Annotated in this window: 26 protein-coding genes; 18 read left to right on the plus strand and 8 right to left on the minus strand. The window is 38.7% G+C overall.

The annotated features are described in order from the left end of the window. Positions 1 to 149: 149 nt before the first annotated feature. From MLC52_RS10455 to MLC52_RS10510, 12 genes are all read left to right on the plus strand, one after another. Positions 150 to 551, plus strand: a complete 402-nt coding sequence (locus MLC52_RS10455) for a prepilin peptidase (RefSeq protein WP_151899545.1) — start codon at positions 150 to 152, stop codon at positions 549 to 551. Beyond that, positions 548 to 823 carry a hypothetical protein gene (locus MLC52_RS10460; RefSeq protein WP_434580339.1) on the plus strand — a complete coding sequence of 92 codons (276 nt, stop codon included), beginning with the start codon at positions 548 to 550 and terminating at the stop codon, positions 821 to 823. Before MLC52_RS10455 ends, MLC52_RS10460 begins: the two co-directional genes overlap by 4 nt. Positions 824 to 836: 13 nt before the next feature. Further along, on the plus strand, positions 837 to 2,708 hold the full coding sequence (locus tag MLC52_RS10465) for a hypothetical protein (RefSeq protein WP_434580340.1): 1,872 nt from the start codon (positions 837 to 839) through the stop codon (positions 2,706 to 2,708). Beyond that, positions 2,708 to 3,901: an AAA family ATPase gene (locus MLC52_RS10470; RefSeq protein ID WP_434580342.1), complete on the plus strand. Its 1,194-nt coding sequence runs from the start codon at positions 2,708 to 2,710 to the stop codon at positions 3,899 to 3,901. Before MLC52_RS10465 ends, MLC52_RS10470 begins: the two co-directional genes overlap by 1 nt. Beyond that, positions 3,892 to 5,457: a CpaF family protein gene (locus tag MLC52_RS10475; protein WP_434580343.1), complete on the plus strand. Its 1,566-nt coding sequence runs from the start codon at positions 3,892 to 3,894 to the stop codon at positions 5,455 to 5,457. The genes MLC52_RS10470 and MLC52_RS10475 overlap by 10 nt, the downstream gene beginning before the upstream one ends. Beyond that, positions 5,457 to 6,392, plus strand: coding sequence for a type II secretion system F family protein (locus tag MLC52_RS10480; protein ID WP_151899540.1), 936 nt, complete (start codon positions 5,457 to 5,459; stop codon positions 6,390 to 6,392). Before MLC52_RS10475 ends, MLC52_RS10480 begins: the two co-directional genes overlap by 1 nt. Next, a complete protein-coding gene (locus tag MLC52_RS10485) occupies positions 6,389 to 7,225 on the plus strand; it encodes a type II secretion system F family protein (RefSeq protein WP_434580345.1) in 837 nt (278 codons plus the stop codon). Before MLC52_RS10480 ends, MLC52_RS10485 begins: the two co-directional genes overlap by 4 nt. Positions 7,226 to 7,236: 11 nt before the next feature. Further along, entirely contained in the window at positions 7,237 to 8,145 is a 909-nt protein-coding gene (locus MLC52_RS10490; RefSeq protein ID WP_434580347.1) for an SAF domain-containing protein, read from the plus strand. After that, positions 8,135 to 8,560, plus strand: a complete 426-nt coding sequence (locus tag MLC52_RS10495) for a hypothetical protein (protein ID WP_434580348.1) — start codon at positions 8,135 to 8,137, stop codon at positions 8,558 to 8,560. The genes MLC52_RS10490 and MLC52_RS10495 overlap by 11 nt, the downstream gene beginning before the upstream one ends. 12 nt (positions 8,561 to 8,572) lie before the next feature. After that, positions 8,573 to 10,342: a hypothetical protein gene (locus MLC52_RS10500; protein WP_434580349.1), complete on the plus strand. Its 1,770-nt coding sequence runs from the start codon at positions 8,573 to 8,575 to the stop codon at positions 10,340 to 10,342. A gap of 94 nt (positions 10,343 to 10,436) precedes the next feature. After that, on the plus strand, positions 10,437 to 10,628 hold the full coding sequence (locus MLC52_RS10505) for a hypothetical protein (RefSeq protein WP_434580351.1): 192 nt from the start codon (positions 10,437 to 10,439) through the stop codon (positions 10,626 to 10,628). A 144-nt stretch (positions 10,629 to 10,772) separates the two neighbouring features. After that, positions 10,773 to 11,690 carry a DUF234 domain-containing protein gene (locus MLC52_RS10510; protein ID WP_434580352.1) on the plus strand — a complete coding sequence of 306 codons (918 nt, stop codon included), beginning with the start codon at positions 10,773 to 10,775 and terminating at the stop codon, positions 11,688 to 11,690. A gap of 9 nt (positions 11,691 to 11,699) precedes the next feature. Here the strand turns inward: MLC52_RS10510 and MLC52_RS10515 are convergent, their stop codons facing one another. Continuing rightward, positions 11,700 to 12,503 (minus strand): J domain-containing protein, encoded by an 804-nt coding sequence (locus MLC52_RS10515; RefSeq protein WP_418640690.1) that lies wholly within the window; start codon positions 12,501 to 12,503, stop codon positions 11,700 to 11,702. Between the two features lie 156 nt (positions 12,504 to 12,659). On the opposite strand from MLC52_RS10515, the gene purF reads away from it, so the two are divergent. Next, on the plus strand, positions 12,660 to 14,015 hold the full coding sequence (gene purF / locus MLC52_RS10520; RefSeq protein WP_418640691.1) for an amidophosphoribosyltransferase: 1,356 nt from the start codon (positions 12,660 to 12,662) through the stop codon (positions 14,013 to 14,015). Beyond that, positions 14,015 to 14,974, plus strand: coding sequence for a TIGR01212 family radical SAM protein (locus tag MLC52_RS10525; protein ID WP_151899531.1), 960 nt, complete (start codon positions 14,015 to 14,017; stop codon positions 14,972 to 14,974). Before purF ends, MLC52_RS10525 begins: the two co-directional genes overlap by 1 nt. Here the strand turns inward: MLC52_RS10525 and MLC52_RS10530 are convergent. The 7 genes from MLC52_RS10530 to MLC52_RS10560 all read right to left on the minus strand — a co-directional run bounded on the left by MLC52_RS10530 (position 14,971) and on the right by MLC52_RS10560 (position 21,490). Next, positions 14,971 to 15,519 carry a DUF2393 family protein gene (locus tag MLC52_RS10530; protein WP_346389633.1) on the minus strand — a complete coding sequence of 183 codons (549 nt, stop codon included), beginning with the start codon at positions 15,517 to 15,519 and terminating at the stop codon, positions 14,971 to 14,973. The two genes, MLC52_RS10525 and MLC52_RS10530, sit on opposite strands and share 4 nt — an antisense overlap. After that, positions 15,516 to 16,028, minus strand: a complete 513-nt coding sequence (locus MLC52_RS10535; RefSeq protein ID WP_434580355.1) for a DUF2393 domain-containing protein — start codon at positions 16,026 to 16,028, stop codon at positions 15,516 to 15,518. The genes MLC52_RS10530 and MLC52_RS10535 overlap by 4 nt, the downstream gene beginning before the upstream one ends. Positions 16,029 to 16,035: 7 nt before the next feature. After that, positions 16,036 to 16,716 carry a bifunctional phosphoribosyl-AMP cyclohydrolase/phosphoribosyl-ATP diphosphatase HisIE gene (gene hisIE, locus MLC52_RS10540; RefSeq protein ID WP_434580357.1) on the minus strand — a complete coding sequence of 227 codons (681 nt, stop codon included), beginning with the start codon at positions 16,714 to 16,716 and terminating at the stop codon, positions 16,036 to 16,038. A gap of 2 nt (positions 16,717 to 16,718) precedes the next feature. Further along, on the minus strand, positions 16,719 to 17,804 hold the full coding sequence (locus MLC52_RS10545; RefSeq protein WP_151899527.1) for a prohibitin family protein: 1,086 nt from the start codon (positions 17,802 to 17,804) through the stop codon (positions 16,719 to 16,721). Positions 17,805 to 18,056: 252 nt separating this feature from the next. Next, on the minus strand, positions 18,057 to 18,986 hold the full coding sequence (locus MLC52_RS10550) for a branched-chain amino acid transaminase (RefSeq protein ID WP_418640696.1): 930 nt from the start codon (positions 18,984 to 18,986) through the stop codon (positions 18,057 to 18,059). Between the two features lie 51 nt (positions 18,987 to 19,037). Next, the gene (locus MLC52_RS10555) at positions 19,038 to 20,018 is read right to left on the minus strand and encodes a fatty acid desaturase family protein (RefSeq protein ID WP_434580359.1); all 981 of its coding nucleotides are present in this window, start codon (positions 20,016 to 20,018) and stop codon (positions 19,038 to 19,040) included. A 143-nt stretch (positions 20,019 to 20,161) separates the two neighbouring features. Next, positions 20,162 to 21,490, minus strand: coding sequence for a hypothetical protein (locus tag MLC52_RS10560; RefSeq protein WP_434580361.1), 1,329 nt, complete (start codon positions 21,488 to 21,490; stop codon positions 20,162 to 20,164). Between the two features lie 225 nt (positions 21,491 to 21,715). Between MLC52_RS10560 and pstS the strand changes: the two genes are divergently transcribed. The 4 genes from pstS to pstB all read left to right on the plus strand — a co-directional run bounded on the left by pstS (position 21,716) and on the right by pstB (position 25,432). Then, complete coding sequence (gene pstS / locus MLC52_RS10565; protein WP_346389637.1) at positions 21,716 to 22,720, plus strand: phosphate ABC transporter substrate-binding protein PstS; 1,005 nt, start codon at positions 21,716 to 21,718, stop codon at positions 22,718 to 22,720. A 155-nt stretch (positions 22,721 to 22,875) separates the two neighbouring features. Beyond that, entirely contained in the window at positions 22,876 to 23,829 is a 954-nt protein-coding gene (gene pstC, locus MLC52_RS10570) for a phosphate ABC transporter permease subunit PstC (RefSeq protein WP_151899522.1), read from the plus strand. Next, positions 23,826 to 24,632: a phosphate ABC transporter permease PstA gene (gene pstA / locus MLC52_RS10575; RefSeq protein ID WP_151899521.1), complete on the plus strand. Its 807-nt coding sequence runs from the start codon at positions 23,826 to 23,828 to the stop codon at positions 24,630 to 24,632. Before pstC ends, pstA begins: the two co-directional genes overlap by 4 nt. Before the next feature lie 17 nt (positions 24,633 to 24,649). Next, positions 24,650 to 25,432, plus strand: a complete 783-nt coding sequence (pstB, locus tag MLC52_RS10580; protein WP_434580364.1) for a phosphate ABC transporter ATP-binding protein PstB — start codon at positions 24,650 to 24,652, stop codon at positions 25,430 to 25,432. The last annotated feature ends 25 nt before the right edge of the window (positions 25,433 to 25,457 follow it).

The raw sequence follows: 25,457 nt of genomic DNA on the forward strand, positions 1-25,457 counted from the left end.
ACTACTTCGAAAAGTAACAATTATCATTATTTTTTCTTATTTTGTACTAAAATTCATTGTTTTTCACATACTTCAAATTAATTTAAGCTTCTCTTCCATACAATAGCTCAAATATCACAAAAATATCAAAAAAGAGTGTGGGGAATGTGATGATTATATTTGTTTATTTTATAGTTATTGCTTCTGTTCTCTCTTATATTGACAGTAAAAAAAGAGTTATTCCGGACAGAATTATACTTCCGGCATTTGCAGTGTTGGTTATTTTAAAATGGTGGGATGCAGACCTGTCTGTGTATGATTTATATGCGGTCTTGATTGTACTTGTCATATTTATCATCCCTGTTATTTTAAATATGGCTTTTGGCGGCGGTGATTTACGATTTGGTGCCTTTTGTGCCCTTTTTGTAGGTTTGTCACAGGTTGGGTATTTTATCATATTTTCAGGGCTGATACATCTTGTGATTTTAGCTGCTCTGAAAAAGAAAAGCTATGGCTTTGCTCCGGCTATGAGCATTGCCGCAATACTGAGTTATACAATAGGAAAATTATGAGAAGAGGTTCTGCAGCACTGGTACCATTGTTCCTGGCAATTATGCTGCTGTTTTGGTTTATCTGGTTTATGGGCGGAGAGAATGACAATCTGCATAAAGTAAATCAGCTGGAAAATCTGCAGCATACGCAGGAGCGTCTAATTATTGCAGCCTGCCAAAAGAAGCAGGAGCTTTATGATGCAAACAGAAGTCTCACCGATGCGCAGTTGAATGAAAAAGTGAGTCAATACATTCATAATATTATGGTGTTAAACAACATAGATGAAAACTAAAAAAGGGGAAAAAATGAGAAAAATCATACTTGTAAGTCTGTTTGTACTGACGCTGGTACTCTCGGCGAAGACAACAACAAATGTGACGTTGCAGACACCGTATGAAGAAGAGGACGTGCAAAATGACTATGGTGACAAGATTATGTACCAGAATGTCAAAATCAATACGCAAAATTTTAAAATCAACAATTTTTGGGGAAAATTTTCAGATGCCGCACAGGACCAGTCCAATTTTACAAATATTGCAACTGCCGCAAATGTAAAACTTACAATAGAAAATGTCTTTACATGTAAAGACGGCGGGCTACCGGAAGAAGGCTGTTCAGGGCAAAAACCGTTTTTGATTAATGATGGAACTTTAGCTAATCCCCAACTGCAAAAAGATGCCATGGGACAAATTTTGCCTACTGGTGAATATAGAATTCCTTTTGATTCCGCACAAAACTATGATCCTGACCATGATGATGCTTTTTATGCTTTGGATGTTTTTCGAGACGGCAAATATTACCAGGATGACAATACAAATGATTATAACAATGAAAAACCAAGAACTTTTTTTGGTTATATGGTAAAATTAATAAAAACATATTTTTCTCCGCAAAACGACACTACGATAGTAGATGCTTTAACCCAAGATGAAATAGAATCTAGAAACAGATATATGGCAAACATTATTTTTGGACTACAGCAAAGTTATAGAATAAAAAAAGAATCTAACATTGATACAACTAGCATTAATCAGGCTTCTACTACAAAACAGCCCTCTTTGCTTGATTATAATGCTTTAATGATAAATGATATCACAGGATGTGACGGCATATTTTTTACTTTTAGCCCAAACAGCCTTACATGTAAATTTCAAAATTTCTTTGGTATGAGTCAATGGATGCCGTTTTTTGGAAACGATACAAGTTTATTTGGTAAGGATATCGTTGGAAACAGCATACAATCTAATTCGGTTTTAGAAGATACAGAAACAACACTCCTAGCACTAGCAAGTAAACTCGACAATAAAAATTATGTACAGCCAAAAATTGATCCAAATACCGGGAAAATAAGTCTTCTTGGACAAATTTTCAAACCTATGACATACATGATGGGTTCCATGTTTCGTTTTTTCTTTGGAGAAAATTCAAAAAATCTCACAGAGACCGTCAGTGTTAATTTTGATTTTGTAAATCACATGCCGCTCACATTTATGCGGGTAGAAAATGGAATCGTCCAAGGGTTTGATTATTTTAAACTTTTAGGCATTGAGAGTGTTTACGGCACAGAAGTGCAGCAGTGTACGGTCAAACATACGGCAAGTCTATTTGGATTTTTAAACTGGACCAACGATAAAAAAACGTTTACGGAAGGTATCACAACAAATACGGAGTTTGATATGAATTCCGGTTTGTTCGGTTGGGCAACTGCTTCGAGTCAATACGATGAATTAAATGTAACGCAGGAGAAACATTCGTATTCAACACATGACATCGTCAACCTTTCAACAAACGACTGGCTAAACTGGTGTAAAAGAAATCAAGGAAAGCAAAAGAAAGGTTTATTTGGACGGTTCTTTGAGAACGTTGAGAATATTGTCAGCTTTGTCTTATATGGAAAACAATCAACAAAAGAGTATGACGCACAGGTTGACAAAGTATTACGAGATGATGATTGGAGCGTTGTCGAATACAAAGAAAAAGTACACAAAGGACTTATTCTCCATCTGAAAAAAATAGACATTGAAGATATTAACGCATCCACTCCAGGAACAACAACAGAGTTTGAAATCATTAAAGTCTCACGAGGCAGTCAGAACAGAAATGATCAAAACAACAACCAAAACAACAACCAAAACAACAACCAAAACAGTAACAGTCAAAACGGAGGAATGCATTAATGATAATAGCCTATGTATCAAAGGTCGACAAAGAGTGCTACAATGATCTAAAAGACGAATTTACCGATGTCAAAAACTTTAACTCCATCAATGATTTTATCAGTTTTTATGCTGTAAGCAAAAACCGCGATGTGGTACTGCTTTACAGAGTTGAAAGTCTTGAAGATATCGAAAAAATTAAAGATATCCATTTTAACAATAATATTTATATGATCGTTATAGGCAAGAATGATACAAAATTTTCTCTGCTGGCAGGAAAAATCGGTGTAGATGTATACCTCAGTGAAGAAGAAGCCAATTCGGGACTTATCACAAACCTCATCATCAAGTCACAAAGCATTATAAAACAAAGACGCGGAAACAGTAACATATCTGTATTTACAGGTATCAGCGGAGGCGTGGGTACAACAACAATTTCTATGAATCTTGCAAAAACACTGGCACAGGACCATCCAGACAAAAATGTTTTATATCTTGATTTTGCCTACACAAAAGCTGTTTCTAACCTGTTTTTTAATTATCCGCAGCCTAAAAAAACCATAGTTGACATATCTAGTGTGCAAAATCTGGATATGCAGGAACTCTTTGAAAACGGTTTGGAAAAGCTGAATGACAACCTCTATTTTGTGCCGGGTGTACAAAAACATACAGACAGAGAAGAGCTGGAAAAACCTGAAAACATACAGATGTTTTTAAACTTTATCATGTTTATCAAAGAAAAATTTGACTTTATCATTATAGATGTCGGGGTTTTTGAAGATGTCGATTTAGAGATAGATATTCAAGAGATCGCAGACAATATTTTTGTCATTACCGAATTTTCCATTCCTTCCATGTCTATTTTAAAAACATATATAGATATCATTGACAAAAGCGGATGGTACTCCAAAACACACATCATAGCCAACCGTTCAGACTCTTTTGGAAGTGTTACCCAGGAGGAGGCAAGAAAGATACTCTCAAAAGGCCTAAAACACAACTTTGAAATTGCTTTTGCCTTGCCGAATGATGCTGTTCATTTACGAGAGTGCTGGAATGAAGCGCAACTTGTCTGCGACGAATACCCGGATTCGCCTTTTATGCTAAAGCTCAAAGAGTTTGGAGAAAACTTTTTTATTCATGATGCTTCTTTGTATGAAAATGCCCACAAAGGCGAACACTCTTTCTGGTCCAAGGTGAAACGATGGCTCTAAAAGAAAAAATCAAAGAACGGCACAATAGCACTGAAGAGAATGTACAGATCAAGAGTACTGCTTCAACTGTACATATTGAAGAGAACCTCTGTTCTGAGTTTTGTTTCCCGCTGATTTACAGAAATGAAGAGTATTTTCAGCTTGCCTGTTCTATATATGATGCTTTTGTCGAAAAACTCAATATTAACGGAAAACTTACAGAAAAAATGATACGGGAAGTTGTCATCAAACATATCTCTGAGTTTACTTTGCCAAAACCTGCCCTTAAAACGGAAATAGCCGACTTTGTTATAGACAATCTGCTCAACTACGGTCCGATTTCAACGATTATGCGTCTTGCAGGACAGGGGCTCAATGATATTTTGGTCAACACAAAAGATTATATTGATGTTATTTACAACGGCCAGACTATAGCAACACCGTTTAAATTCAGGAATGAAGAAGATTTGCGCCGTTTTATTAACAGAATGCTCATGGCTTCAAACAGAAAAATCGATGAGTCACACCCTATTGCCTCTGCAAAACTGCCTGACGGCTCACGTATAGAGATACAAATACCGCCTGTTTCTGCAAACCTTGACAGCGACGGCAATCCCGGCTCCTATGTCACTGTGAGAAAATTTCGCGAGATTCCTCTGCTTTTTGAAACCTTGATAGACTCAAATATGATTGATTTGAAAATGGCATATTTTCTCATAAAAGCCATACGAGGCAAACTTAACATTGTTGTCTCCGGCGGTACATCAAGCGGAAAAACAACTTTTTTAAATGCCATTACCCGTTTTATAGACGAGGGCGACCAGCTGCTCACCATAGAAGATACAAAAGAGATGAAACCGCAAATGCCCTGCCATGCAATTCGCTCCTTTGAGGCACGTCCGCCAAACGAAGAGGGTGCAGGAGCGATCACGATTGAGAGCCTGTTACGTACGGCTTTGCGTTCAAGTCCACGACGTATTATTGTCGGGGAGTGCAGAGGTCCAGAAATTGTCACGATGCTCAATGCCATGAACACGGGACATCCGGGTTCTATGACAACAATTCATGCGGATGACACCAAAGAGGCAATTGTAAGAATTGAAAATATGTTTTTAGAAGCACGTCCTACGGCAAATATGACCTTTGTACGCTCACAAATTATCTCTGCTGTTGATTTGATAATACAAATCGTCCGTTTTCCCGACGGAACAAGACGCATCGTCAAAATATCTGAACCGGAAAAACGCATAGAAGAAAACGGTGTCGTTTCCATGCTGGACCTGTTTGAATTTCAACGCAATGCCAACAGTGACAATCCAATGGATTCAAGCGGAAATTTCAAAGCAATTTCAGGTTCTTCGCGTGCTATATTAAAGATGATGCAAAACGGTGTCACAATGGAGAGCCGTATCTTTGACAATGATTATGTTGTCAGCAAAGAGATGCTTACAAACGAGCTTAAGGAGTTTCATCCAAAAAGAATGTGCGGATGGAAAACAAACTATATGTCTGAGATTATACAATCCTCCTATATCTCAAGCAAAAGCATATTAGAAAGATGGCCGAACCTAAAATAATGACTGAATTACAAATAGACATATTACTTATCTTTGTCATCACAAGCAGTGCTACTGCACTTGGCTATATTCTCTTGGCAGAGTATAAACGGACAAAACACATTAATTACATCAAGCATGTCATATCACTTGTGGATGTAGATGAAGATGACATTTTACGGGAAAAACATTTAGAAAGCAAAAACACGCTGAAAAACAAAATAAACGCTCTGATGCTTCAGGCGGGATTTCATTTTTCTCCCTACATTTTTGTTCTTGTTTTTTTCGCATTTTCTCTCCTGGCAGGGTCTCTCTTTGCACTTTTTCTACGCCACTGGAGCGGGTATCTTATAGGTATCCCCTTTGGTTCGTTCATCTTCTACATGATTTTACGTGCCATTATAGACAACAGAAAAAAGAAATTCAACAAAGCACTTGCCGTTGCCATTTCAGTGCTTGTAAAAATGATGAAAAACGGTATTGGGTTTGAACAGGCACTCAGCAAGTCAGTTTCAGTTTCAGGGTCCAAGCTTTTTCGTGACATATTTGCAAAATTTTTCCAGGAAAAAAATACTATCGGAGAGATGGAGGCTTTTAACAATTTAAACCAGTTTATCCATTCCAAAGAACTCCGTATCTTTGCCTTGGCGATTAAAATAGGGCGCGCGAGCGGCGGACAGTTTTCCAATACTTTGGAAAAGGTTGAAAAAACGATCAGCTACAGAGAAAAAATGCAGGAAAAAGTAGATGTTGTTACAAGAGAAAGCAGTGTAGGCTCATATGTCGTTGTTTTAATTACCATCTTTTTATACTTTTCGCTGAATGGGAACTTTGACGGAAAACTGCATCAGTACTTTATGGAATCCCAATACGGAAGATTTCAGCTTTTGGGTATTGCTCTTTGGGTATTTACCGGCATAATGATCAATAAAGTATTGACAAGGGTACACAAATGATAGAACTGTTTTCATACATTACTCTTTTCATCTCTCTTGGCATTATCGCTTTTTTCCTCTCTTTGTATGCTTATGTGCATTATAAGCACAGGAGACTTTTAAGCGCCATTTTTGCCAAAGAAGATGACATAATTATCACTGACAATTTCAGTGCAAAAAAAGCAGAATTTAAATTAAAGCTTCAAAGAGCGGGACTTACACGCAAACAGTTTAATGAAATAGTATTTGCAAGTATTTTGGCAGGCATCTCTTTGATATCGCTGATTTTTATTATGGATTTTAGTTTTTTAACTGAGCTTTTTTTAGTTCTATCAGGTGTTGCCATAGCAATATTTATGCCCTATGTATATGTTGAAGAACAGATAAAGGCAAGAATCAAAAGAATAGAAAATGATTTGCCTATCTTTATAGATTTGCTGATTATCATTCTTGAAGGGGGCGGAGGACTCAACAATGCCATAGACAAAGTAACAACAGAAGGTGCAAGTGTTTTAGGTCCAGACCTCTTAAGTGAGTCTAAAAAGTTTAAAAACGAGTTTATAACATACTCAAGCGATGTAGCGTTTACAAATCTTGTCAACCGTACAGGAAGTGATGCAATTGCCACTATTGTCGGATTTATGCGACTTTCCGAGGAAACAGGAATCGGTGTCAAATCTATATTTGAGAATCAGGCGCAGGAGCTTAAATCAATGGAAATGCTAAACATAGAGAAAAAAGCCGCAACGATGAATATAGGCATTACGCTGGTCATGTTTATATTCATCTTACCGGCAGTCATCGCAATGATAGCATTTCCAATGGCAGCAGATGCCTTAATGCCGGGATTTTAAAAGGGAGTAATATGAAAAACAGAAAAACAAGAATAATCATGGGAATAATGGTCGGACTGGTGCTTTTTAGCTCCTCCGTAGCACTGCTTTTATACCTCAAACAGGGAAAGACAAAAGAGCACAAAGAAGCAGAAGTTGAAGTTTTTGTTGCGGCAAAAAACATACACAAAGGGGATGTTATTAATGCAGATTCACTTAAAAAAGCACATCTTGCCAAAAGCTATATCAGTTTTAATCCTTTGACAGACGCGGAGATTATAGGCCGATATGCCAATGTAGATATCTACAAAGGGGAACCTGTACGTCCTGAAAAGATTGTTGCGACACCGCCAAAAACCGAGCAGGAAGCAGAGGCGAAAAAGCAAAAGAAAAAAGAAAAACAGGTACAGCCTCAAAAGACAGAAGCACCACAGCAGGTCACCAAAGACACACTCTCAGTCGCACTCTCTCTTTTTAGAAACCAGGACACATCTCTGCGTTCGGGAGATTTTGTAGATATAGCCTGTGCCATTCCTTCTGCAAACAAAAAAACTCCAGATCTCTTTTATACAAAATATGTCGCTTTACATGTAAAGATAGATACCTTTGTCATCAACGGGAACAGACAGACAAAACTTCTCAGTTACAATGAAAAGCAAATGCTTACCAAGGCAGATACTGTCATATTCCAAATGGCACCAAAAGAGATTAAAAACTTTTTGGCGTATTACTATAAAACACAGGCGCTTAACAGTAAGCGAGTCTATAATCTTCACAACTACGGAGGGCAGTTATGGATGATAAAAACACCCAAAGAGATCAACGTCAAGCTGCAAAAACAAAAAGAACTTCTCCTTGTAGACAGAAAAATGTTTAAAAAACAGAGAAAAAAACAGAGAAAAAAACATGTACAAAGAGTGAAAATATCCTATGAAAACTAAACATAATTTTCGCAATGGATTCGGTATGGGCCAGATTATGGCGATGCTGCTTGTTGTTCTACCGACTTTGGCATTTATCATAACACTGATGACAGACTACTGGAGTGTCATGCAAGAGGATTACAAACTCAAACTCATAGCCAATCAGACCTCTACCGTACTTGACAGCGAACAGGATCTCAGAAGCAATACTCTCAATGCAACACTCGATACAGAAGTAGGAAGCAGACTGTGTCCAAAAGGAACAACCATAAGCTTTTCTGCTCCGGCCGATGCAACCTTGCCTGGTCAGGTCATTGTAACCATAAAATATACCCATAACGGTCCCTATTTTAAAAACAAAACCTTAAGTACACAGATGCAAACCTATTCGTATCATGATCAAAACATATCAATCACCGGCACCTGCCAATAAAAAGGGGAAAAAATGAAAAAAATACTACTATATCTTGGAATCTGTCTGCATCTTTTTGCAAACGACATTCTTGTCTTTAACAATGAGTACCAGGTCCTACCCTTGCAAAAAAAGATCAAAAAACTCATTGTCGGTAACAGAGAAAATATTAACGTTTCTCTTTTGGAGAGTACGGCAAAAGGAAGTTTGCTTAAAATATTTGGTAAAAAAACAGGCAACACCTCTATTCTTATCATTTACAGGGACAACTCCATAGAAAATTATCATGTCTATGTGAATGAGAATCTCGGCTATATTCAAAAAATGATCAATATCATTGAACCGAATCTTTCACTCAGTATGGTCGGTAACGACTCTGCCGTCATCACCGGTGTATTTAAAGATCCGCATGACAAAAAAAGAATTTATGAGATTTTGAAAAAAGGCGGTGTAGATACAGACAAACTGATGGATTTGACAAAAACACGCAGAGTCAACAAAATGATTCGTACAAAACTCTACCTCATTGCCGTAGACAACCAAAGAGCAAAAGATTTAGGTGGTGTTACCGGACTGGGATTTTTCAACAAATATGTCAATGCAACAGCCAATGCGGGTGCTGCAAACTCTGCAACATTTAGTGGTTTTTTACTTGACAACCTGGGAAATTTTACAACAGCAACCGGAAAATCCGTTCTTGCTACACTCAATTTTTTACAGACAAAAGGCGTTGCTAATATACTTGATGACACGGTGCTCATTACAACAGAAGACAAAAATGCAACCTTTCGCGTAGGCGGGGAGCTTTATATCCCGACAGGTATTATACAAAACACAGGAACGGCACCCACCATTCAGGTGACAGAAAAAGAGTATGGTCTCAAACTTACACTCACAAGCAAGTTTATGCAGACAGAGGGCTATATGCATATAAACGTGGATATTCAAGACAGTGCCATAGATACCAATCCTGCCAATAATGTTGCTCTTGGAGCCGGCATTTCCATTCCCTCTTTTATCAGTAAAAACATTCAGACAAATGTCGTTGTAAAATCTGAGCAGGTTATAGCCCTGGGTGGTCGCCTGCACAGTGAAAATTCCAAAAGTGAAGAAAAAATCCCTTTGTTTGGAGATCTTCCTTTCCTGGGCGAGCTTTTCAAGCATAAAGTTGAAAATTTAAACACAACAGATTTGATCTTTTTACTTGTCCCTGAGATTGTGGATGCCAATGAAGAGATAGATGACACTGACTTTTACAAAAATTTTAAAGCGCAAAGTACTGTTTTTCATGCAAAGGTGACTGACACTCCGAAAAAAACTCCCGATACAGAGCAAAACACTACAGAAACGGCACCATCAGAAGTATCACATATTTCATTTCCCGCTCCGATTATAATAGATGAAGAAGAAAGTCTGCAAACTCCACCGGAAGAGAATGCCACACAACAGACACAACAGACACAACAGACACAACAGAAGATAGCACAAAAAACACAAAAAGCAGCACAAAAGACACATGAACTTACAATGACAATGCCAAAGAAGAAAGAAACAGCAGTAAAAAAAGAGACAAAACCTTCTCTGCAAACCTATGCTGTCAATGCGAAAAAGATATTTCTCAGAGAAAAACCTGTAAATGGAAAGCGTGTTAATGTTTGGAAAGAAGGGCATAAGTTTACATCAGACATCTCCAAAACAATCAACGGTGCAAGCTGGTTAAAAGTAAAACAGGACTGTTACCGTACATGTAAAGATGTAAATACAAGTGTATGGATTTCACAAAAATACACAAAAACACTATAAGCTAGGTTAATAATTGGTTTAAGTAAATATTATTTGCTTTTCTTATATAAAAGTGATATACTTATCACAACTTTATCACAAAGAAGGAGAGAATATGATAAAAAATCTATTCAAACGTATTAAGTCACAAAAAGGTCTGAGCGGTGTTTTAGTTGCTCTTTTATTAGTAATTGTCGGTGTTGGATTGGTAGCAGGTGTAGATACATATTTAGGGAAAGCCAAAAAGGCTATTACGGATAAGACTTCAGCAAATCTGCTAGCAGATCAAAATATTACTGTACCATAATATACTTAACAAAGTTTTTCGGAACCTAGGTTTTAAACGTTAAAGCGTAACTTAGAAAGTACGGGTTCCGAAAAAGTTACTTAACTTACAAACCATAAAGGCGAGGCGAAAGCATCACTTCCAAAAATATGTTACAATTAACATATGACAAAGACAAAACTTCTTGAGCAGTTTCGCTCTTTTTATTTTAAAAACTACCCCGATGATATGGAGACGCAGATCTCCTACTTCGCAGTATTTGGCGGACTTGACTGGGAAATTGACACGACAAAGCCTATTGAAGAATTACTCCGGCTGCTTGTATTGGACAATTTTGAAGCTATAGATGCACAGATGAGAGAACTCACTCTCAACAATACCCTCAACCGTAAACTTCTCAAAGCCCTTGCAACAGGAGACAGACGTATCTTTTCTGCCTTTAACAAAGCCGGACTCAACAATGCCAACGGTGGAGCGGCACTCAATTTTTTGCAGGAAAAGGGCCTGATTCAACTAGAATATTCACGGGAAGAGCATCCTCGAGACAAATATCCAAACATAAAGCTAAAAAGAGAAGAGGCACGCCACCGCATATCACACAAAGTCCTTTTTACCCACCCTTTTGTCAGGTTCTGGTTTTACTTTGTCATACCCCATATCAAAGAGATTGAGGCACAGAAATATGATGCCTTTTTCAAAGATTTTACCCTGCGCCACAACAGTTATACCAGCCTGGTATACGAAGAACTCTCCGAAGTCCTGCTGAACTATCATCTTCGTGACGCACATATACGCAGCAGCGGCAGCTACTGGGATGCAAAAATAGAAATAGACATTCTGACCATCACACAAAACGGCCGTATCTATGTCGGAGAGTGCAAATGGACAAACCACATCATCAACAAAAAAGAGCTGCATAAAATACGGGACAAATGCCAGAAACTCGGGATTGAACCGACCCAAATCGTTTTGTTCTCAAAACGGGGGTTCTCCAAAGAACTCACCCAGCTCAGCGGTGCAGGTCTGGCACTTTACAGCAGCGAGGACTTTCAGGCACTGCTTAAAAAACGCTCTCTCAAGTAAAAAGTATAATTAACTGACAACACGCAGTGCCTGGTACGCTTCTTGCAGCAGCTGAAATTTTTGTGTGTAATGTTCTACCAGATAAGGACTTTCATGAAAAATTTTGTCCGGATGATAAACTTTTGTCAGTTTTTTATAGCTTTTTTTCAAAGCATCCTGCGAAGCACCGATCGGACATTCTAAAATCGTATAAAAATGTTTTTTCTCTTCATCAAAAGAGGCTTTGCATAAATCTCCGAAAGAAAAATTTGCAAAATCCGAGTAGAGTTTGGACATAAAATGATTGTCATAGGTATACTGAATCTGATAATGCAAGATATGACGCTTGTTTAAAGCACGTTCCAGCCTTGCTTTTGACCTAAAATCACTGACATCCACCACCAAAGAAATATCTGTTCCCCGCTCCACATACACTTCAAGCTGTGAGCGCATATAGTTGAGCACCCATGAATTCGGACTGTCCAGTGAAATAAGCACCGTATCTTTATCATATGCATAGAGATGTACTTTTATAGTTTCAGGCTCTTCCATCCTGTTGAGTTCTATTTTAATCGGCTGATTGCCAAACTTTAACATGGAACGTAAGAAAAATTCATGATTGAAATCATGTGTTTTCGCATGAAACTCACTTAACTCTCTTATGAAATTCTCTCTGACCTGCGTTAATGACTGATTTTGAAATACAAGTACAGCTTTAGGTAAAAAGAGCATACCACGGGCATGATGATTTAAAAATTCTCTCATCCAACTTGTATTTAAGGTATCAAACCCTGTAGTGATAAGAATAAGATTATTGCGCAAAACAATTTCCATATATCCTACCTTTTTTGAAAATATATAATTTATAGCAAAAACAGTTCCACTTTGAAAATAAATTATATCTATTAATTAAGACAGCTTTGAGAATATTTATAGATATTTTGAGTATAATTGCATCATAATTTAATTACAACTTATCAAGGAAAAAAATTGCGCGAAAATATGAATGAAAAGTGTGCTGTTGTTGGGATTTTTGGTCATAAAGAGGCTTCAAAGTTAGCCTACTTTTCTCTTCATTCTCTCCAACACCGCGGACAGGAAGCAGCAGGTATCAGCTCATCTGACGGAGAAAAACTCCATACTATCAAAGATCGCGGACTTGTCATGAGCGTCTTTAACGAAGACAAACTTGCTACTTTAAGCGGATCAAGCGCTATAGGCCACACCCGCTACTCCACAGCGGGAAATGATTCCATTCTTGATGCACAGCCTGTATTTGCAAGATACGATTTGGGTGAGATGGCAATTGTTCACAACGGTAACCTTACAAATGCTGATGAAGTACGTGCCAGACTGATCAAACGCGGTGCAATTTTTCAGACATTTATGGACACTGAAAATCTTATTCATCTTATCGCCAAAAGTGAGCAGGACAAACTTCTAGACAGAATTATAGATGCTGTTCAAAAAATAGAAGGTGCTTTTTCTCTTGTCTTTTTAAGCAGAACCAAAATGTTCGCTATGCGTGACCGTTTCGGATTTCGACCTTTAAGTCTTGGGCGTTTGGCCAACGGCGGCTATATTGTGGCAAGTGAAACCTGTGCCTTTGATCTTGTGGGGGCTACTTTTGTCCGTGATGTGGAACCGGGAGAACTTCTGATTTTTGAAGAAGGCAAAGCCCCTCAAAGTGTAAAAATCTTTGAACCGACACCAAAACACTGTATCTTTGAATATGTCTATTTTGCCCGTCCTGACTCTTCTGTCTTCGGACAATCTGTATATGAATGCAGAAAAGAGATGGGAAAAGAGCTGGCAAAAATTCAGCCTGTTGAAGCCGATTTGGTTATCCCTGTGCCTGATGGTGGTGTACCTGCTGCAATCGGTTATGCACAGGAGAGTGGAATTCCCTATGAAATGGGAATTATGCGCAATCACTACATAGGGCGTACCTTTATAGAACCGACACAGGAGATGCGTGATTTAAAAGTGAAGATGAAACTCTCTCCTATGACAGACATTATCAAAGGCAAAAGAGTTGTCGTTATAGATGACTCTATAGTCAGAGGTACAACTTCAAGAAGAATCATCAGAATGCTGAAAGAAGCAGGAGCAAAAGAAGTCCATATGCGTGTCTCTTCTCCTCCGACTACCGATCCGTGTTTCTACGGTGTTGATACACCAAGCAAAGAGAATTTAATCGCTGCAAATATGGGTGTGCAGGAAATTTGTGATTTTATAGAAGCCGACTCTTTGGCCTATCTGGATGAAGCATCACTCTTAAGAAGTGTGAATGCGACACAGGATATCTACTGTACAGCCTGTTTTACTGGAAAATATATCGTTTAATGGAACAAATTTATACATACGGTAATTATTTAAAAAACAAATTTGGTGTAAAAGTACACAAGGTTGGCATCAATATTTCCGGCTTCACCTGCCCGAATATTGATGGAACCGTGGCCAAAGGAGGCTGTACATTTTGCGAAAATGACTCTTTTTCAGCCAGTACTGATGCCGTTGTGGAGCTCAAAGGATTTCACTTAAATCTTGAATCAAAAGAGAATCCTTTTTTGCAAAAACAACTCAAACAGCTTGAACTGCAGTTTGATGCCATATCAAAACGCCAGAAAAGAGAGTATGGCGCAAAAAAATTTCTTGTATACTTTCAATCATTTACCAATACCTATGCCCCTTTTGAAACCCTCAAAGCACTCTATGAAAAAGCGCTCTCTTTTGAGAACGTGGTAGGGTTAAGCATTGGCACACGTTCTGACAGCATCACAGAAGAGACACTTGCCTACCTCTCAGGCCTTGCCAAAGATAAAGAGATCTGGATTGAATTTGGCATTCAGTCTGTATATGATGAAACACTGGAAAAAATCAACCGTGGGCATGACAGCGAAAATGTTAAAGAGTGGATTATCAAATCAAAAGAGGCAGGTCTGAATGTTTGCGGGCACCTTATCTTTGGTCTTCCGGGAGAAACGCAGGAAATGATGCTTGAGACCTCTAAAGCCGCTTATTCATGGGGAATTGATTCTGTAAAATATCACCCTCTGTATGTTGTAAAACGCACTGCCTTGGCAAATGAATTTAACCGTGGAGAGTTTACCCCAATCAGTGAGCAGGAATATCTTGATGTGCTTGTAAAATCTCTTCTGATGAAACCCAAAAATGTCAATGTCCAAAGAGTGACAGCAGGCATTGATGATGATTCCCTCTTAGCTCCAAAATGGTGCCGCAACAAGAACCAACAGATAAAAAATATTAACGCCGCACTTAAAAAAGTCGGTCTAAAGTATTAATGCCCGTATGCTTTTGCAAATTCCGCAGTACTTCTGAAATAGGGCGGATATCTGAAGTATACTCTAAATGCCTTTGCCTGACCGGGTTTGAGATTTCTGGCAACAACAAACTTTTTCGTAACGGTTTGCGGTTTGCGTGATCCCATTCCAAAACCTCCGGAAAAAAAGTCCATAAAACCGCTGGGTTTATAAAAATTCCCGCCTTTTACATTTCCTGTTGCATGCCCTTTGTTGACCAGTTTTATTTCAAAAGTCACTTTTCCTACAGGAAATTTTCCGACATTTCTAACAATACCGTAATAGGCTATCTCTTCCGTGCTCAAGAGCCTTTTGTTGTGCAGTTTTTCCAACTGCACCTTTTTCGTATACTTATCAACAATCATAACAGAAAAAACAGCCATAAAAACAGTCACCAAAATAATAGAAAATATCATAGAATAGACTAGTTTTTTGTTTTTTTGTTTCACTGCACTCACTATACCGGCAATACTCAGTAAAAAGATTACAAAGAAAACTATATAGTGCCAGTAATTAAAGAGTGTCATTTACAATTTCCCTCCAGAGATACATTATAGTCTTTTTTATATGCAAACGGTTCTATGATAATTTTAAACTCTCTTGTTTGCCCTTGTGCTATATCAGGTTCCAGAATCGACATTTTTTGAAATGGTTTTAATCGTAAAAGATAGTTTTTGTACTTGTTCTTTGTAACCCTGTAGACTTTTGCAGTGATTTTACACTCGGAAAAATCGAATTTGGATTCATTTGTGATACTTCCTTTAACCACCAAAGCCTCCACAAAATGAAGTCTTTTTTGCGAAAGCAACTGGACAGAATTTTTAAAAAGATATTTGTGCATCTCGATATAACCAAGCGTAGGACCGAGAAGAAGTATTGCAAATCCAAAAAGAACAAAAAAGATCGCAAGAATTATCTTTTTTCGAAGGAGAAGTGCAAGAATAATAAAAAGAAGAAAAAGAAGAAATGACATACCAAAAAGGATATAATCATACGTTATTAATCCATGAATAAATGCCAACAGCTTCTCTTTCATATTTTACTTACTCTTTTCTTGCGTTTTTTTCAGCGATGCCACTCATGTCAAATCTACGGGCAAGCTCCTGTTTTATTCTGTCTGGTGATATATTTTTAGAAGCGAGCGCCACAAGCATATGGTAGGTCAAATCTGCCGCTTCATACACCATCTCTTTCTCATCATTGTCTTTATGTGCAAAACAGTATTCACCGGCTTCTTCAACAACTTTTTTCAAAATTGTATTTTCCCCTTTGCTTAAGAGTTTTGCCGTCCATGAAGTGGCAGGGTCTGCACTCTTTCGCTCTTGAATCGTATGATAGAGTGTATCAATAACACCGTATGCAGCCTCGGTATTTACCTCAACTTCAGAAGTAATCTCACCGCTTTGCAGCTCTGTAAAAAAACATGATTTTCGTCCGGTATGGCATGCCACGCCGTTTTGATTGACTTTTATCAGGAGCGTATCATTGTCACAGTCAATAAAAAAAGAGACGATTTCCTGTATATGTCCGCTGCTTTCGCCTTTTTTCCATATACGCTGTTTGCTTCTTGAAAAGTAGTGTGCCTGCTTTGTTTTGAGTGAAAGTTCCAACGCCTCTTTATTCATGTAGGCCATCATCAGCACTTCATTGGTCGTGTTGTCCTGGACAATGACAGGCAGAAGCTCCTGCTTCTCCCAATCTACTCTATTGACTATTTCCTGCATGCTTATCGTGCCGTCGTTCTTTGCTGAATATTTTTTGTATCAACCCAGATATTTGGTGTTGAACCGCCCGGTGTCAAGAATATTTTTGCATCTTTGTTGACTCTGAGTGCATCATTAAACTTGTTTTGTACTTTCATCTGTTCAAGCTGTAAAAGCTTCGTTGTCAATGATTTTGCAATTAAAATATTTGCTTTGGCATTGGCATCTGCTTCAATCGTTACGGCATCTGCTTTACCCTGTGCTTCAATTCTTGCTTTTTCAGCGATACCGCGAGCTTCTGCGGCACGTTTGAGTGCTTCTTGTTTCGCACGCTGTACTTCCTGTTCTGCCTGTTGTACCTGTTGTTTAGCCAGTTGTACTCTCTCAATCTGTGCTTTTACTTTTTCCGGCAACATAATATCACGAAGCTGAATTGACTGCAGGATTACCGGAGAGTTTTTCAGACTTTTGATACTTTCTCGTATGCCGTCTTCTATCGCAGTTGCAATTGTATTACGCATAACAGGAATAGATTCGGCATCATACTTTCCTACGACATTACGCACAACATCACGAACAACAGGATTGATTATTTTGTCTTCCCAGCTGAATCCCCAGTTTGAGATTGTCTGTGCGGCAAACTGTGCATTGAGTCTGTACTGAACAGTCAGTTCAATCGAGACAGGCAGACCACGTTTGTCAAGCACTGTAATGGCAGGCTTTGAAATAATCCCCGAAGCATTTGAATTTGTTTCTACACGTGATGCATAGTTGATAATACGGACCTTCGTATCCACCGTATATACTTTTTGAATCACAGGAATAATAAAATGCAGTCCCGGAAGCAGTGCCTGGTCCTGATACTTTCCGTTTGTACTTAAAATACCCCGTTCACCCTCTTGAATAATAATAAACGGCTTTGCCAGAACAAGCATCACAGCAACAGCAATCAAGAAATATGTCAGTGCTGCTTTCCCCCCGCCAAAATTAAAATTCAAATTTGGCATCTGAGGTCCTTTTGGACCACTGCCACCGCCTGAGTTAGAGTTATTAAATCCTCCGCCTTCACTTTTCTTCTTGTTAAAATAGTCATTCATATCTGATGCCATTGTATTCCTTTTTTTACTTTTTAAATTTTCCTGCCATTCTCAGCCCGCACTAAAGTACGGGTCCCGAAAAAACCGCTTAACTGAAGGGCATTGACCCTAAAGAATGAGTTCCAATACAGGCTGTTTCCCGGAACCGGTACTTCAGTGCCGGCTATTGCAACTTTCTTGCCACTCTCAGCCCGGACTACAGAAAACATTTAGTTTTCTCTAAGTTATGCTTTAGTATTGAAAGTCCAGGTTCCGAAAGTCTTCTTAATTTATCTCATCTACATAAGTAAGGTAGTGTTCGTATTTCTTGTTGCGACCAAATACAATGTCAAAATACCCGCTCTGAATAATTGCCGTAATCTCCCCGCGGGAACCTCTGCCTATCTCTCTGGCGTCAACCAAAGCAACAGGCGTGATTTCTGCAGCCGTTCCTGTCAAAAATGCCTCATCCGCCACATAGACCTCTTCTCTTGTGATACGGCGTCGAGTCACTTTGTATCCAAGGTCTTCAGCCATTTCAATGACAGTTTTTTGTGTGATGGAAGCTAAGGCGTTATCACTTGGCGGTGTAATAATCTCCCCGTCTTTTATCATGAAAAACGAGGCCCCGCTTGCTTCTGCAACATAACCTTCATCATCCAGAAGCAAGGCTTCATCATATCCGCAGTCAATCGCTTCATATTTTGCCATTTGGGAGTTCAAATAGTTTGCAGTTGCTTTGGCTTTTCCCATATTGGATGTGTTTGCCGGGCGTGTCATAGAGACAATTTTCAGACGAATGCCTTTACGCATACCCTCTTCCCCAAGGTAAGCACCCCATTCCCAGGCGGCAACAGCTGTTTCAACCGGTGCGTCTTTGTGGTAAAGCCCCATAATACCATAGCCTAAAAACGAAAAAGGACGAAGATAGACATTGTCCCCGGTAAATTCATTTCTTCGGATGAGTTCGATCTGTGCAATGTTTAACTCTTCAACAGTATAAGGAATATTAATCAGTGTCATTTTTGCCGACTCTTTGAGTCTTTTGGTATGATCATTCAAACGAAATATCGCATACCCTCTGTCAGTTTTATAAGCTTTTGTTCCTTCAATTACACCGTTTCCATAGTGAATTGTATGTGTGAGTACATGTACCTTTGCATCTTCCCATGCAACAAATTTTCCATTCATCCAAATATATTTGGCTGCGTCCATTAAAATCTCCAAATTGTTAATTGGTGATATTTTATCTAAATTGCTATTTACCTAATAGGATTTGAGTACATTGTTTATCTGTACATACGCCTGCAGCGGTGTTGTTTCAAAATAGGCAATACCCTTTTTCTGTGCAAATTCCTTTGTCATTTTTTGGATTTTCAGCAGATTGAACCTGGGTGCTTTTGGGAAGAGATGATGCTCTATCTGGGTATTTAATCCTCCGTAAAACCAGTGTACAAATTTCCCGCCTTTTAAAGAGCGTGAGGTACGCATCTGCAACTCCATCCATGAAAGTTTTTCGCCCACTTCTTTGTCAAATACTTCACAGCCAAGATGGTTTGTTATAAAACCAAATGCCAGCCAGACAGAAAGTGTAAGATTCAGTGTCAGGTAAACAGTAAATGCTTGAGTCAGAGGTAAAAAATAAAAAACGCTTCCCCAGATTACAGGCCAATGCAAAAGCATCAATCCAAGCTCACCCCATTTTTTACGTTTTATGACAAAATTATAAGACTGTATAATAAAAGCAGGATACATAAAGAACATAGCACCCCAAAAAACAAGATATTTGCTCTTGCGAAGCCATGTTTTGTTGCCTTTGTTGTTTGTAAATGCTCCATCAAATGCCAATATGTCAACATCTTTTTGGACAATATTGCACCAGGTATGATGGTTGACATTGTGTTTGAAATCCCACCAGGAAGAGGAGTTCGAAAGGATAAACGCTGAAAACGGATAGCTCAGTTTAAAAGACAGACGCTTGTTTTTAAAATACTGTGTATGCAAAATATCATGCGACACAAAAACGGCACGCGTAAAAACCAGAGACATAAACAGACCAAGACCTGCAGCTGCTGCAAAAGAATTGTCAATGAGATTTTTGTGATAAAAAAGTATCACATAAACAATTCCCATACTTAAAAGTATCGCTGTCATTTCAAGGCTTCCTCTCACAGGAACACGTTCTAAAAGACCTAAAGCACGGACTTTTGATTTTAATTCATCAAAATCATACGAAGATTTCGTCATTTTTACTCACTTTGTTAAAATTTATTTATTATAGCATAAAATGAAATTTGTGATTTTAAAAAAATAGAAAATAGAAAGAAGTTACATGTAAAGCGGTGATGCTTTACATGTAAAAAAGGAGAAATGAAATTTGAAATCTGTTTTTAGAAGAACCACTGAGAAGTAACTTTTATTCTGCGTTCTTTCTCGTTTCCTATGTTTGCACCATATTTGTCTTCCTGGAATGTCAATCCGGCTTTGATTGAGTTCCCCATTAAATACCAGTTTACACCGGCTATTTTGGATGTCAAATCGTAACCGTCCAAATCTTTAAATTTGTCCCAAGACTCATATCTGACAAAGGGAGCAACAAAACCATAGTCTGCAAAAACATATTCACCGGTTGCATACCAGCCGTTGGATTTTCCTCTTGTCGTACTCGCCCAGTCTTTTGCAACACCGTCAAAGTCAAAATATTCTGCTTGAACAAAAGCACCTTTGTAGTGTGCTGACATTTCAAGATTTAACAGTTTGTGATCCACTGAAGTATTTACACCACCTGTTGTTGTGTACTGAATATCAGGACTTACCCAGTAACCGGCACCCACTTCAAAGTGTTTTCCCTGCCCAAAGTAACTTTCAGTTCTTTTTTTCTCTTCCCAGCCGTCAAACGGAGAAAGAACAATTTTACCACCATAAAAGAAGTTCTTCTGCATAAAATTACTGCCGCCAAAAGTTGCACCCGAAGCATCATGAAGTTTGCCAGAGTAGACACCGTCACCTATAGCTACCTGATAGTGTACTTTCTTGTTCCAGTTACCGTAAACCTGTGCATTTGTACCACGACGGTTATGTGTAATGTACTGTGCCGCTTCATCCGCTACATGAGGACGGTCAAAGTGTAGCACGCGCGCTGATTTTACCGTTTCGGTACGGGAGATATCAATTTTTGCACGGAAAAGTTTAAAGTTGACCAGTGACGAACCAAAAGGTTTTTTGATTTTTACATAGGCATCACCGACATTGAATGACTGCTCTCCCTTGTCTTTATAGTTCGCTTTGTCATTTCGTACATCCATTGTAAAAGAAGCATACTTGTTAAAACCCGCTGCCACTTCAAAACGAACGCGTCTCAAATAAGCATCATAATAACTTGTTGTCGCACCTGTTGCCAAATCTTCCACACTTCTGTTTTCAAATGTACCCTGAATACGCACACCTGCTTTGAGCCACATATCAGGATTGTCCTGTGCAACAAATTTCATATTAATATGCGTCTGCTTGCCTAATAAAAAGTTTGGAGATTTCTTGTCTACTATAGTAATATTTTGTTTTGTATTTCCAAGACTGTTTGTATCCAACAGTGTTCTGTCCGGTGCAGGCTGTGTAAATACTTGTCCGTTAGCATCTTGATACAGTTTGATTTCATTAGCATTTACAGCAACTGAACTGAGGGTTAAAGCAGCTAAGGCTGATAAAACGATTTTATTCATTTTTGAATTCCTTTTTGTTTTGTTGGCGGAAGTATAAAATATCCAGGTTACATAAAGGTTACAAAACGGCAACAGGCAACAACCCTATACTATAATTGTAAATGATACAAAACAATTCAAGTGACAATACTCTTGAGGTTTGTCACAAAGTTTTTGCCGTTTTGTAACCTTAGTGTAATAAAAAAAGTCTATACTTTCATAACTAAAATTAAAAAGGTGTAACAGATGACAAAAGTAATCAAGTTAGCTCTTGTAGCTTCAGTTCTTACAGGCGGACTCAGTGCAAATGATGTACTCAAAGGAAGTGGTGCTTCTTTTCCATATTCGGTATATCAAAAATGGACAAAAGCCTACTATAAAGCTACTGGTATCAAAGTTGACTATATTTCAAAAGGTTCTTCAAAAGGGATCAAAGATGCGAAAGCAAGACAGGTTGATTTTGCAGGAACAGACAAACCATTGTCACCTAAAACACTTAAGAAAAACAACCTTTATCAGTTTCCGGGTGTTGTCGGTGCAATCACAATGGGCTATAATCTTCCGGGTGTTTCTGAGTTGAAACTCAGCAGAAGTGCAATCGTTGCAATCTCTGAAGGGAAAATAAAATACTGGGACAACAAGTTGATCACTGCTGCAAACGCAGGATTGAAACTGCCACATGAAAAAGTAACATTTGTTCACCGTGCAGACGGGTCGGGAACAACATTCAACTACACATATTTTTTAAGCAAAGTATCCAAAGAGTGGCGACATACATACGGTGCAAAAAAATCTTTGAACTGGCCTGGCAACCAACATATCGGTGGAAACAAAAATACAGGTGTGGCAAGTCTTATCAAACAGACTCCCTACTCTGTCGGATACATCGACTATGCGGATGCACAGAAAAACGGCATTGTAATGGCTTCGGTTGAAAACAGAGAAGGGCACTATATCAAACCTGAATTAAAAGCATTTCAGACAGCTGCTGCAAAAGCAAACCTGGATCCCAAAAAAGATTTTTACTCTATTATTGCCGATCCCAAAGGTGCCGACTCTTATCCTATCGTAGCTGCTACATTTATCCTGGTGCCTGCTGAAAAACCTGAAATGGATAAAAAAGTAACAGCATTTTTTGACTGGTCATACAAAAACGGTCAAGAAATTGCAAAAAGTTTAGGTTTTGTTCCATTACCGGACGCACTTACAGACAAAATCAGAAAATACTGGGAAGAAAAAGGGATTAGATAATCTCTTTCTTCAAAAAAAAACAAATTTCAAATTTCACTCTCTCCTTATTTTATGTTACACTTTTTGTGTAGCATAAATTTCTTTCCTTAATGTAATCTCTTTGTAATGAAATTACAATATAATATCAAAATAAATTTACTCTAGGGTTTTCTTATATGGAAAAAATATTTCAAAAGCTCTCTTTATCAAGTGCTTCTCTTGTGCTCGTTATACTTATTGGCATATTTATCACTCTCTTTAGCGCTGCAAAGCCCGCCATTGAAGAGTTTGGACTCCATTTTCTTGTTGATCCGACATGGAACAAAGAGGTTCCTGTGGAGAGTGCTGCCGGCACAATAAACACTGCTGTAAACATCGCAGATGAAAATGCCATCGAGGATGAAGATGATATGATTCTTGATGAAGATGAAGAGTCTCAGACAAAAACACTTTATGGCGGACTTGTTCCGATAGTCGGAACAATTCTTTCTACGCTTATTGCCCTCTCTTTTGCACTGCCTATTGCTATGGGTATTGCTGTTTTTCTGGCTGAAATCGCTTCAAAAAACATCTCCAAGTTTGTCGGTATGGCCATTGAACTTTTGGCGGCAATTCCGAGTATCATTTTTGGTATGTGGGGGCTCTACTATTTTGCCCCCATTATCTCCGATACCTTTGGCGGCTATCAGGTCTCTTTGTTGACCGCCGGACTTGTTCTTGGCATTATGATTCTTCCCTTTATGGCAGCCATCACCCGTGACAGTATGAATACAACCCCTGATGTCCTCAAAGAGTCTGCCTATGCGCTTGGTGCCACAAAATTTGAAGTGGTCAAAGATATTATATTTCCCTACTCAAAGGTTGGTATTATAGGCTCTATCATCTTGGCACTCGGACGCGCCTTGGGAGAGACTATGGCTGTTGCATTTTTGATTGGAGCAGTCTATTCACTGCCTGAAAAGATTACTGACCCTACCATCTCCATTCCTGTTGCTATGGCTGTAAACTTTGGCGAAGCCAGCGGACTGGGAGAAAGTGCACTCTTTTATCTGGGTCTGATTCTCTTTGTAATGAGTTTTATCATCATTTCAGTTGCCAAATTTTACTTTTTGAAAAAGGCTAAATTATGAGACTTCTGCTAAACAAAATCTTTTTGGCACTTTCGGTAACTTCTGCACTTATAGGCATTGGTTTTTTAGGATGGATTCTTGCCGTCCTTTTTATCAAAGGACTCTCTTCGCTTCATTTAAGCCTCTTTCTCAATGACCTTGTTGACGGGGGACTCAGAAATCTTTTGGTGGGGCAGCTTGTTCTTGCCTCTTTGGCAGGTGCTATAGGAATACCGCTGGGAATGCTTGCAGGTATTTATATACGCGAATACGGAAGAGGAAAATATCCGGAACTGATTCGGGATTTGAGTGACATCATGATGTCCGCACCTTCTATTGTAATCGGAGCCTTTGTCTATGCCATAGCCGTTGCCCCTTATGGAGGAGCCAACGGATTTGCCGGTATTTTAGCGCTTACCATTATGATGGTTCCTATCATCATCAACACAACAGACTCTATGCTCTCTCTTGTCCCCAAGGAGTTACGAGAAGCAGGTATTGCCCTTGGTGCATCAAAATACCGTGTTATCCTGGACATCGTTATAAAAGCCGCAAAAGTGGGAATCATGACAGGTATTCTTTTGGCATTTGCAAGAATTGCCGGTGAAACGGCACCGCTGCTCTTTACAAGTGAAACAAGCAACTATTTCAGTCTCGATCTCACACAGAGTTTTCCCTCTTTGACTGTCAGTATTTATAATCTTGCCAATGAACCTGAAGAGTCGAGTCGTGATCTTGCCTGGGCTGCTTCATTTATACTGACAATGATGGTTTTAGTTATCAACCTGCTGGGTCGATTTATCACAAGAAACAAACACAAATAACTAAGGAAACAAAAATTATGCCTGTAATGAATATTAAAAAATTCTCTTTTACCTATCCTGGGGCCGACGAACCCTCTTTAAAAAATATAAATCTATCCATAGAGAAAAATAAAATTACTGCTCTTATCGGTCCGAGCGGTTGCGGAAAATCAACACTTTTACGCTCTATGAACCGTATACATGACCTGTATCCCGGTAATAAATATGACGGAAAGATTGAGTTACTTAATGAAGCAACCGGAAAATATCAAAATATTCTTGAAATTAAAAAAGAGAATGAATTTATAGAACTCCGCCAAAAAGTCGGTATGATTTTTCAAAAACCGACACCTTTTCCTATGAGTATTTTTGACAATGTTGCCTACGGATTGAAAATTGCAGGCATCAAAAACAAAAGTGAACTTGCCGACCGCGTAGAGACAGCACTCAAGGGCAGTGCATTATGGAAAGAAGTCCATGACAGGCTCAACAAGTCTGCAATGGGACTCTCAGGCGGACAGCAACAGAGACTCTGCATTGCCCGCGCAGTAGCAGTCAAACCCGAAGTCATTCTTTTTGATGAACCGACCTCCGCCCTTGACCCCATCTCAACAAGTGCCATTGAAGAACTGCTGGTGGAACTGAAAAAAGATGTCAGCATTGCAATTGTGACACACAATATGCAGCAGGCTTCGCGTATCAGTGACTATACTGCATTTATGTACCTTGGAGATTTGATAGAATTTGACAAAACAGAAAACATCTTTTTAAATCCTAAAGAGAAAAAAACAGAAGACTATATCACAGGTAGATTCGGATAAATTATAAAAAACAAAGGAGTCAAAA

This window comes from Sulfurimonas sp. NW15 (assembly GCF_051132285.1).
Classification (GTDB): domain Bacteria; phylum Campylobacterota; class Campylobacteria; order Campylobacterales; family Sulfurimonadaceae; genus Sulfurimonas; species Sulfurimonas hydrogeniphila.

Bases quoted from the DNA above. Each gene is read 5' to 3' on its own strand.
- MLC52_RS10455 (WP_151899545.1), top strand. From the start codon at position 150: ATGATTATATTTGTTTATTTTATAGTTATTGCTTCTGTTCTCTCTTAT.
- MLC52_RS10460 (WP_434580339.1), top strand. From the start codon at position 548: ATGAGAAGAGGTTCTGCAGCACTGGTACCATTGTTCCTGGCAATTATG.
- MLC52_RS10465 (WP_434580340.1), top strand. From the start codon at position 837: ATGAGAAAAATCATACTTGTAAGTCTGTTTGTACTGACGCTGGTACTC.
- MLC52_RS10470 (WP_434580342.1), top strand. From the start codon at position 2,708: ATGATAATAGCCTATGTATCAAAGGTCGACAAAGAGTGCTACAATGAT.
- MLC52_RS10475 (WP_434580343.1), top strand. From the start codon at position 3,892: ATGGCTCTAAAAGAAAAAATCAAAGAACGGCACAATAGCACTGAAGAG.
- MLC52_RS10480 (WP_151899540.1), top strand. From the start codon at position 5,457: ATGACTGAATTACAAATAGACATATTACTTATCTTTGTCATCACAAGC.
- MLC52_RS10485 (WP_434580345.1), top strand. From the start codon at position 6,389: ATGATAGAACTGTTTTCATACATTACTCTTTTCATCTCTCTTGGCATT.
- MLC52_RS10490 (WP_434580347.1), top strand. From the start codon at position 7,237: ATGAAAAACAGAAAAACAAGAATAATCATGGGAATAATGGTCGGACTG.
- MLC52_RS10495 (WP_434580348.1), top strand. From the start codon at position 8,135: ATGAAAACTAAACATAATTTTCGCAATGGATTCGGTATGGGCCAGATT.
- MLC52_RS10500 (WP_434580349.1), top strand. From the start codon at position 8,573: ATGAAAAAAATACTACTATATCTTGGAATCTGTCTGCATCTTTTTGCA.
- MLC52_RS10505 (WP_434580351.1), top strand. From the start codon at position 10,437: ATGATAAAAAATCTATTCAAACGTATTAAGTCACAAAAAGGTCTGAGC.
- MLC52_RS10510 (WP_434580352.1), top strand. From the start codon at position 10,773: ATGACAAAGACAAAACTTCTTGAGCAGTTTCGCTCTTTTTATTTTAAA.
- MLC52_RS10515 (WP_418640690.1), bottom strand. From the start codon at position 12,503: ATGGAAATTGTTTTGCGCAATAATCTTATTCTTATCACTACAGGGTTT.
- MLC52_RS10525 (WP_151899531.1), top strand. From the start codon at position 14,015: ATGGAACAAATTTATACATACGGTAATTATTTAAAAAACAAATTTGGT.
- MLC52_RS10530 (WP_346389633.1), bottom strand. From the start codon at position 15,519: ATGACACTCTTTAATTACTGGCACTATATAGTTTTCTTTGTAATCTTT.
- MLC52_RS10535 (WP_434580355.1), bottom strand. From the start codon at position 16,028: ATGAAAGAGAAGCTGTTGGCATTTATTCATGGATTAATAACGTATGAT.
- hisIE (WP_434580357.1), bottom strand. From the start codon at position 16,716: ATGCAGGAAATAGTCAATAGAGTAGATTGGGAGAAGCAGGAGCTTCTG.
- MLC52_RS10545 (WP_151899527.1), bottom strand. From the start codon at position 17,804: ATGGCATCAGATATGAATGACTATTTTAACAAGAAGAAAAGTGAAGGC.
- MLC52_RS10550 (WP_418640696.1), bottom strand. From the start codon at position 18,986: ATGGACGCAGCCAAATATATTTGGATGAATGGAAAATTTGTTGCATGG.
- MLC52_RS10555 (WP_434580359.1), bottom strand. From the start codon at position 20,018: ATGACGAAATCTTCGTATGATTTTGATGAATTAAAATCAAAAGTCCGT.
- MLC52_RS10560 (WP_434580361.1), bottom strand. From the start codon at position 21,490: ATGAATAAAATCGTTTTATCAGCCTTAGCTGCTTTAACCCTCAGTTCA.
- pstS (WP_346389637.1), top strand. From the start codon at position 21,716: ATGACAAAAGTAATCAAGTTAGCTCTTGTAGCTTCAGTTCTTACAGGC.
- pstC (WP_151899522.1), top strand. From the start codon at position 22,876: ATGGAAAAAATATTTCAAAAGCTCTCTTTATCAAGTGCTTCTCTTGTG.
- pstA (WP_151899521.1), top strand. From the start codon at position 23,826: ATGAGACTTCTGCTAAACAAAATCTTTTTGGCACTTTCGGTAACTTCT.
- pstB (WP_434580364.1), top strand. From the start codon at position 24,650: ATGCCTGTAATGAATATTAAAAAATTCTCTTTTACCTATCCTGGGGCC.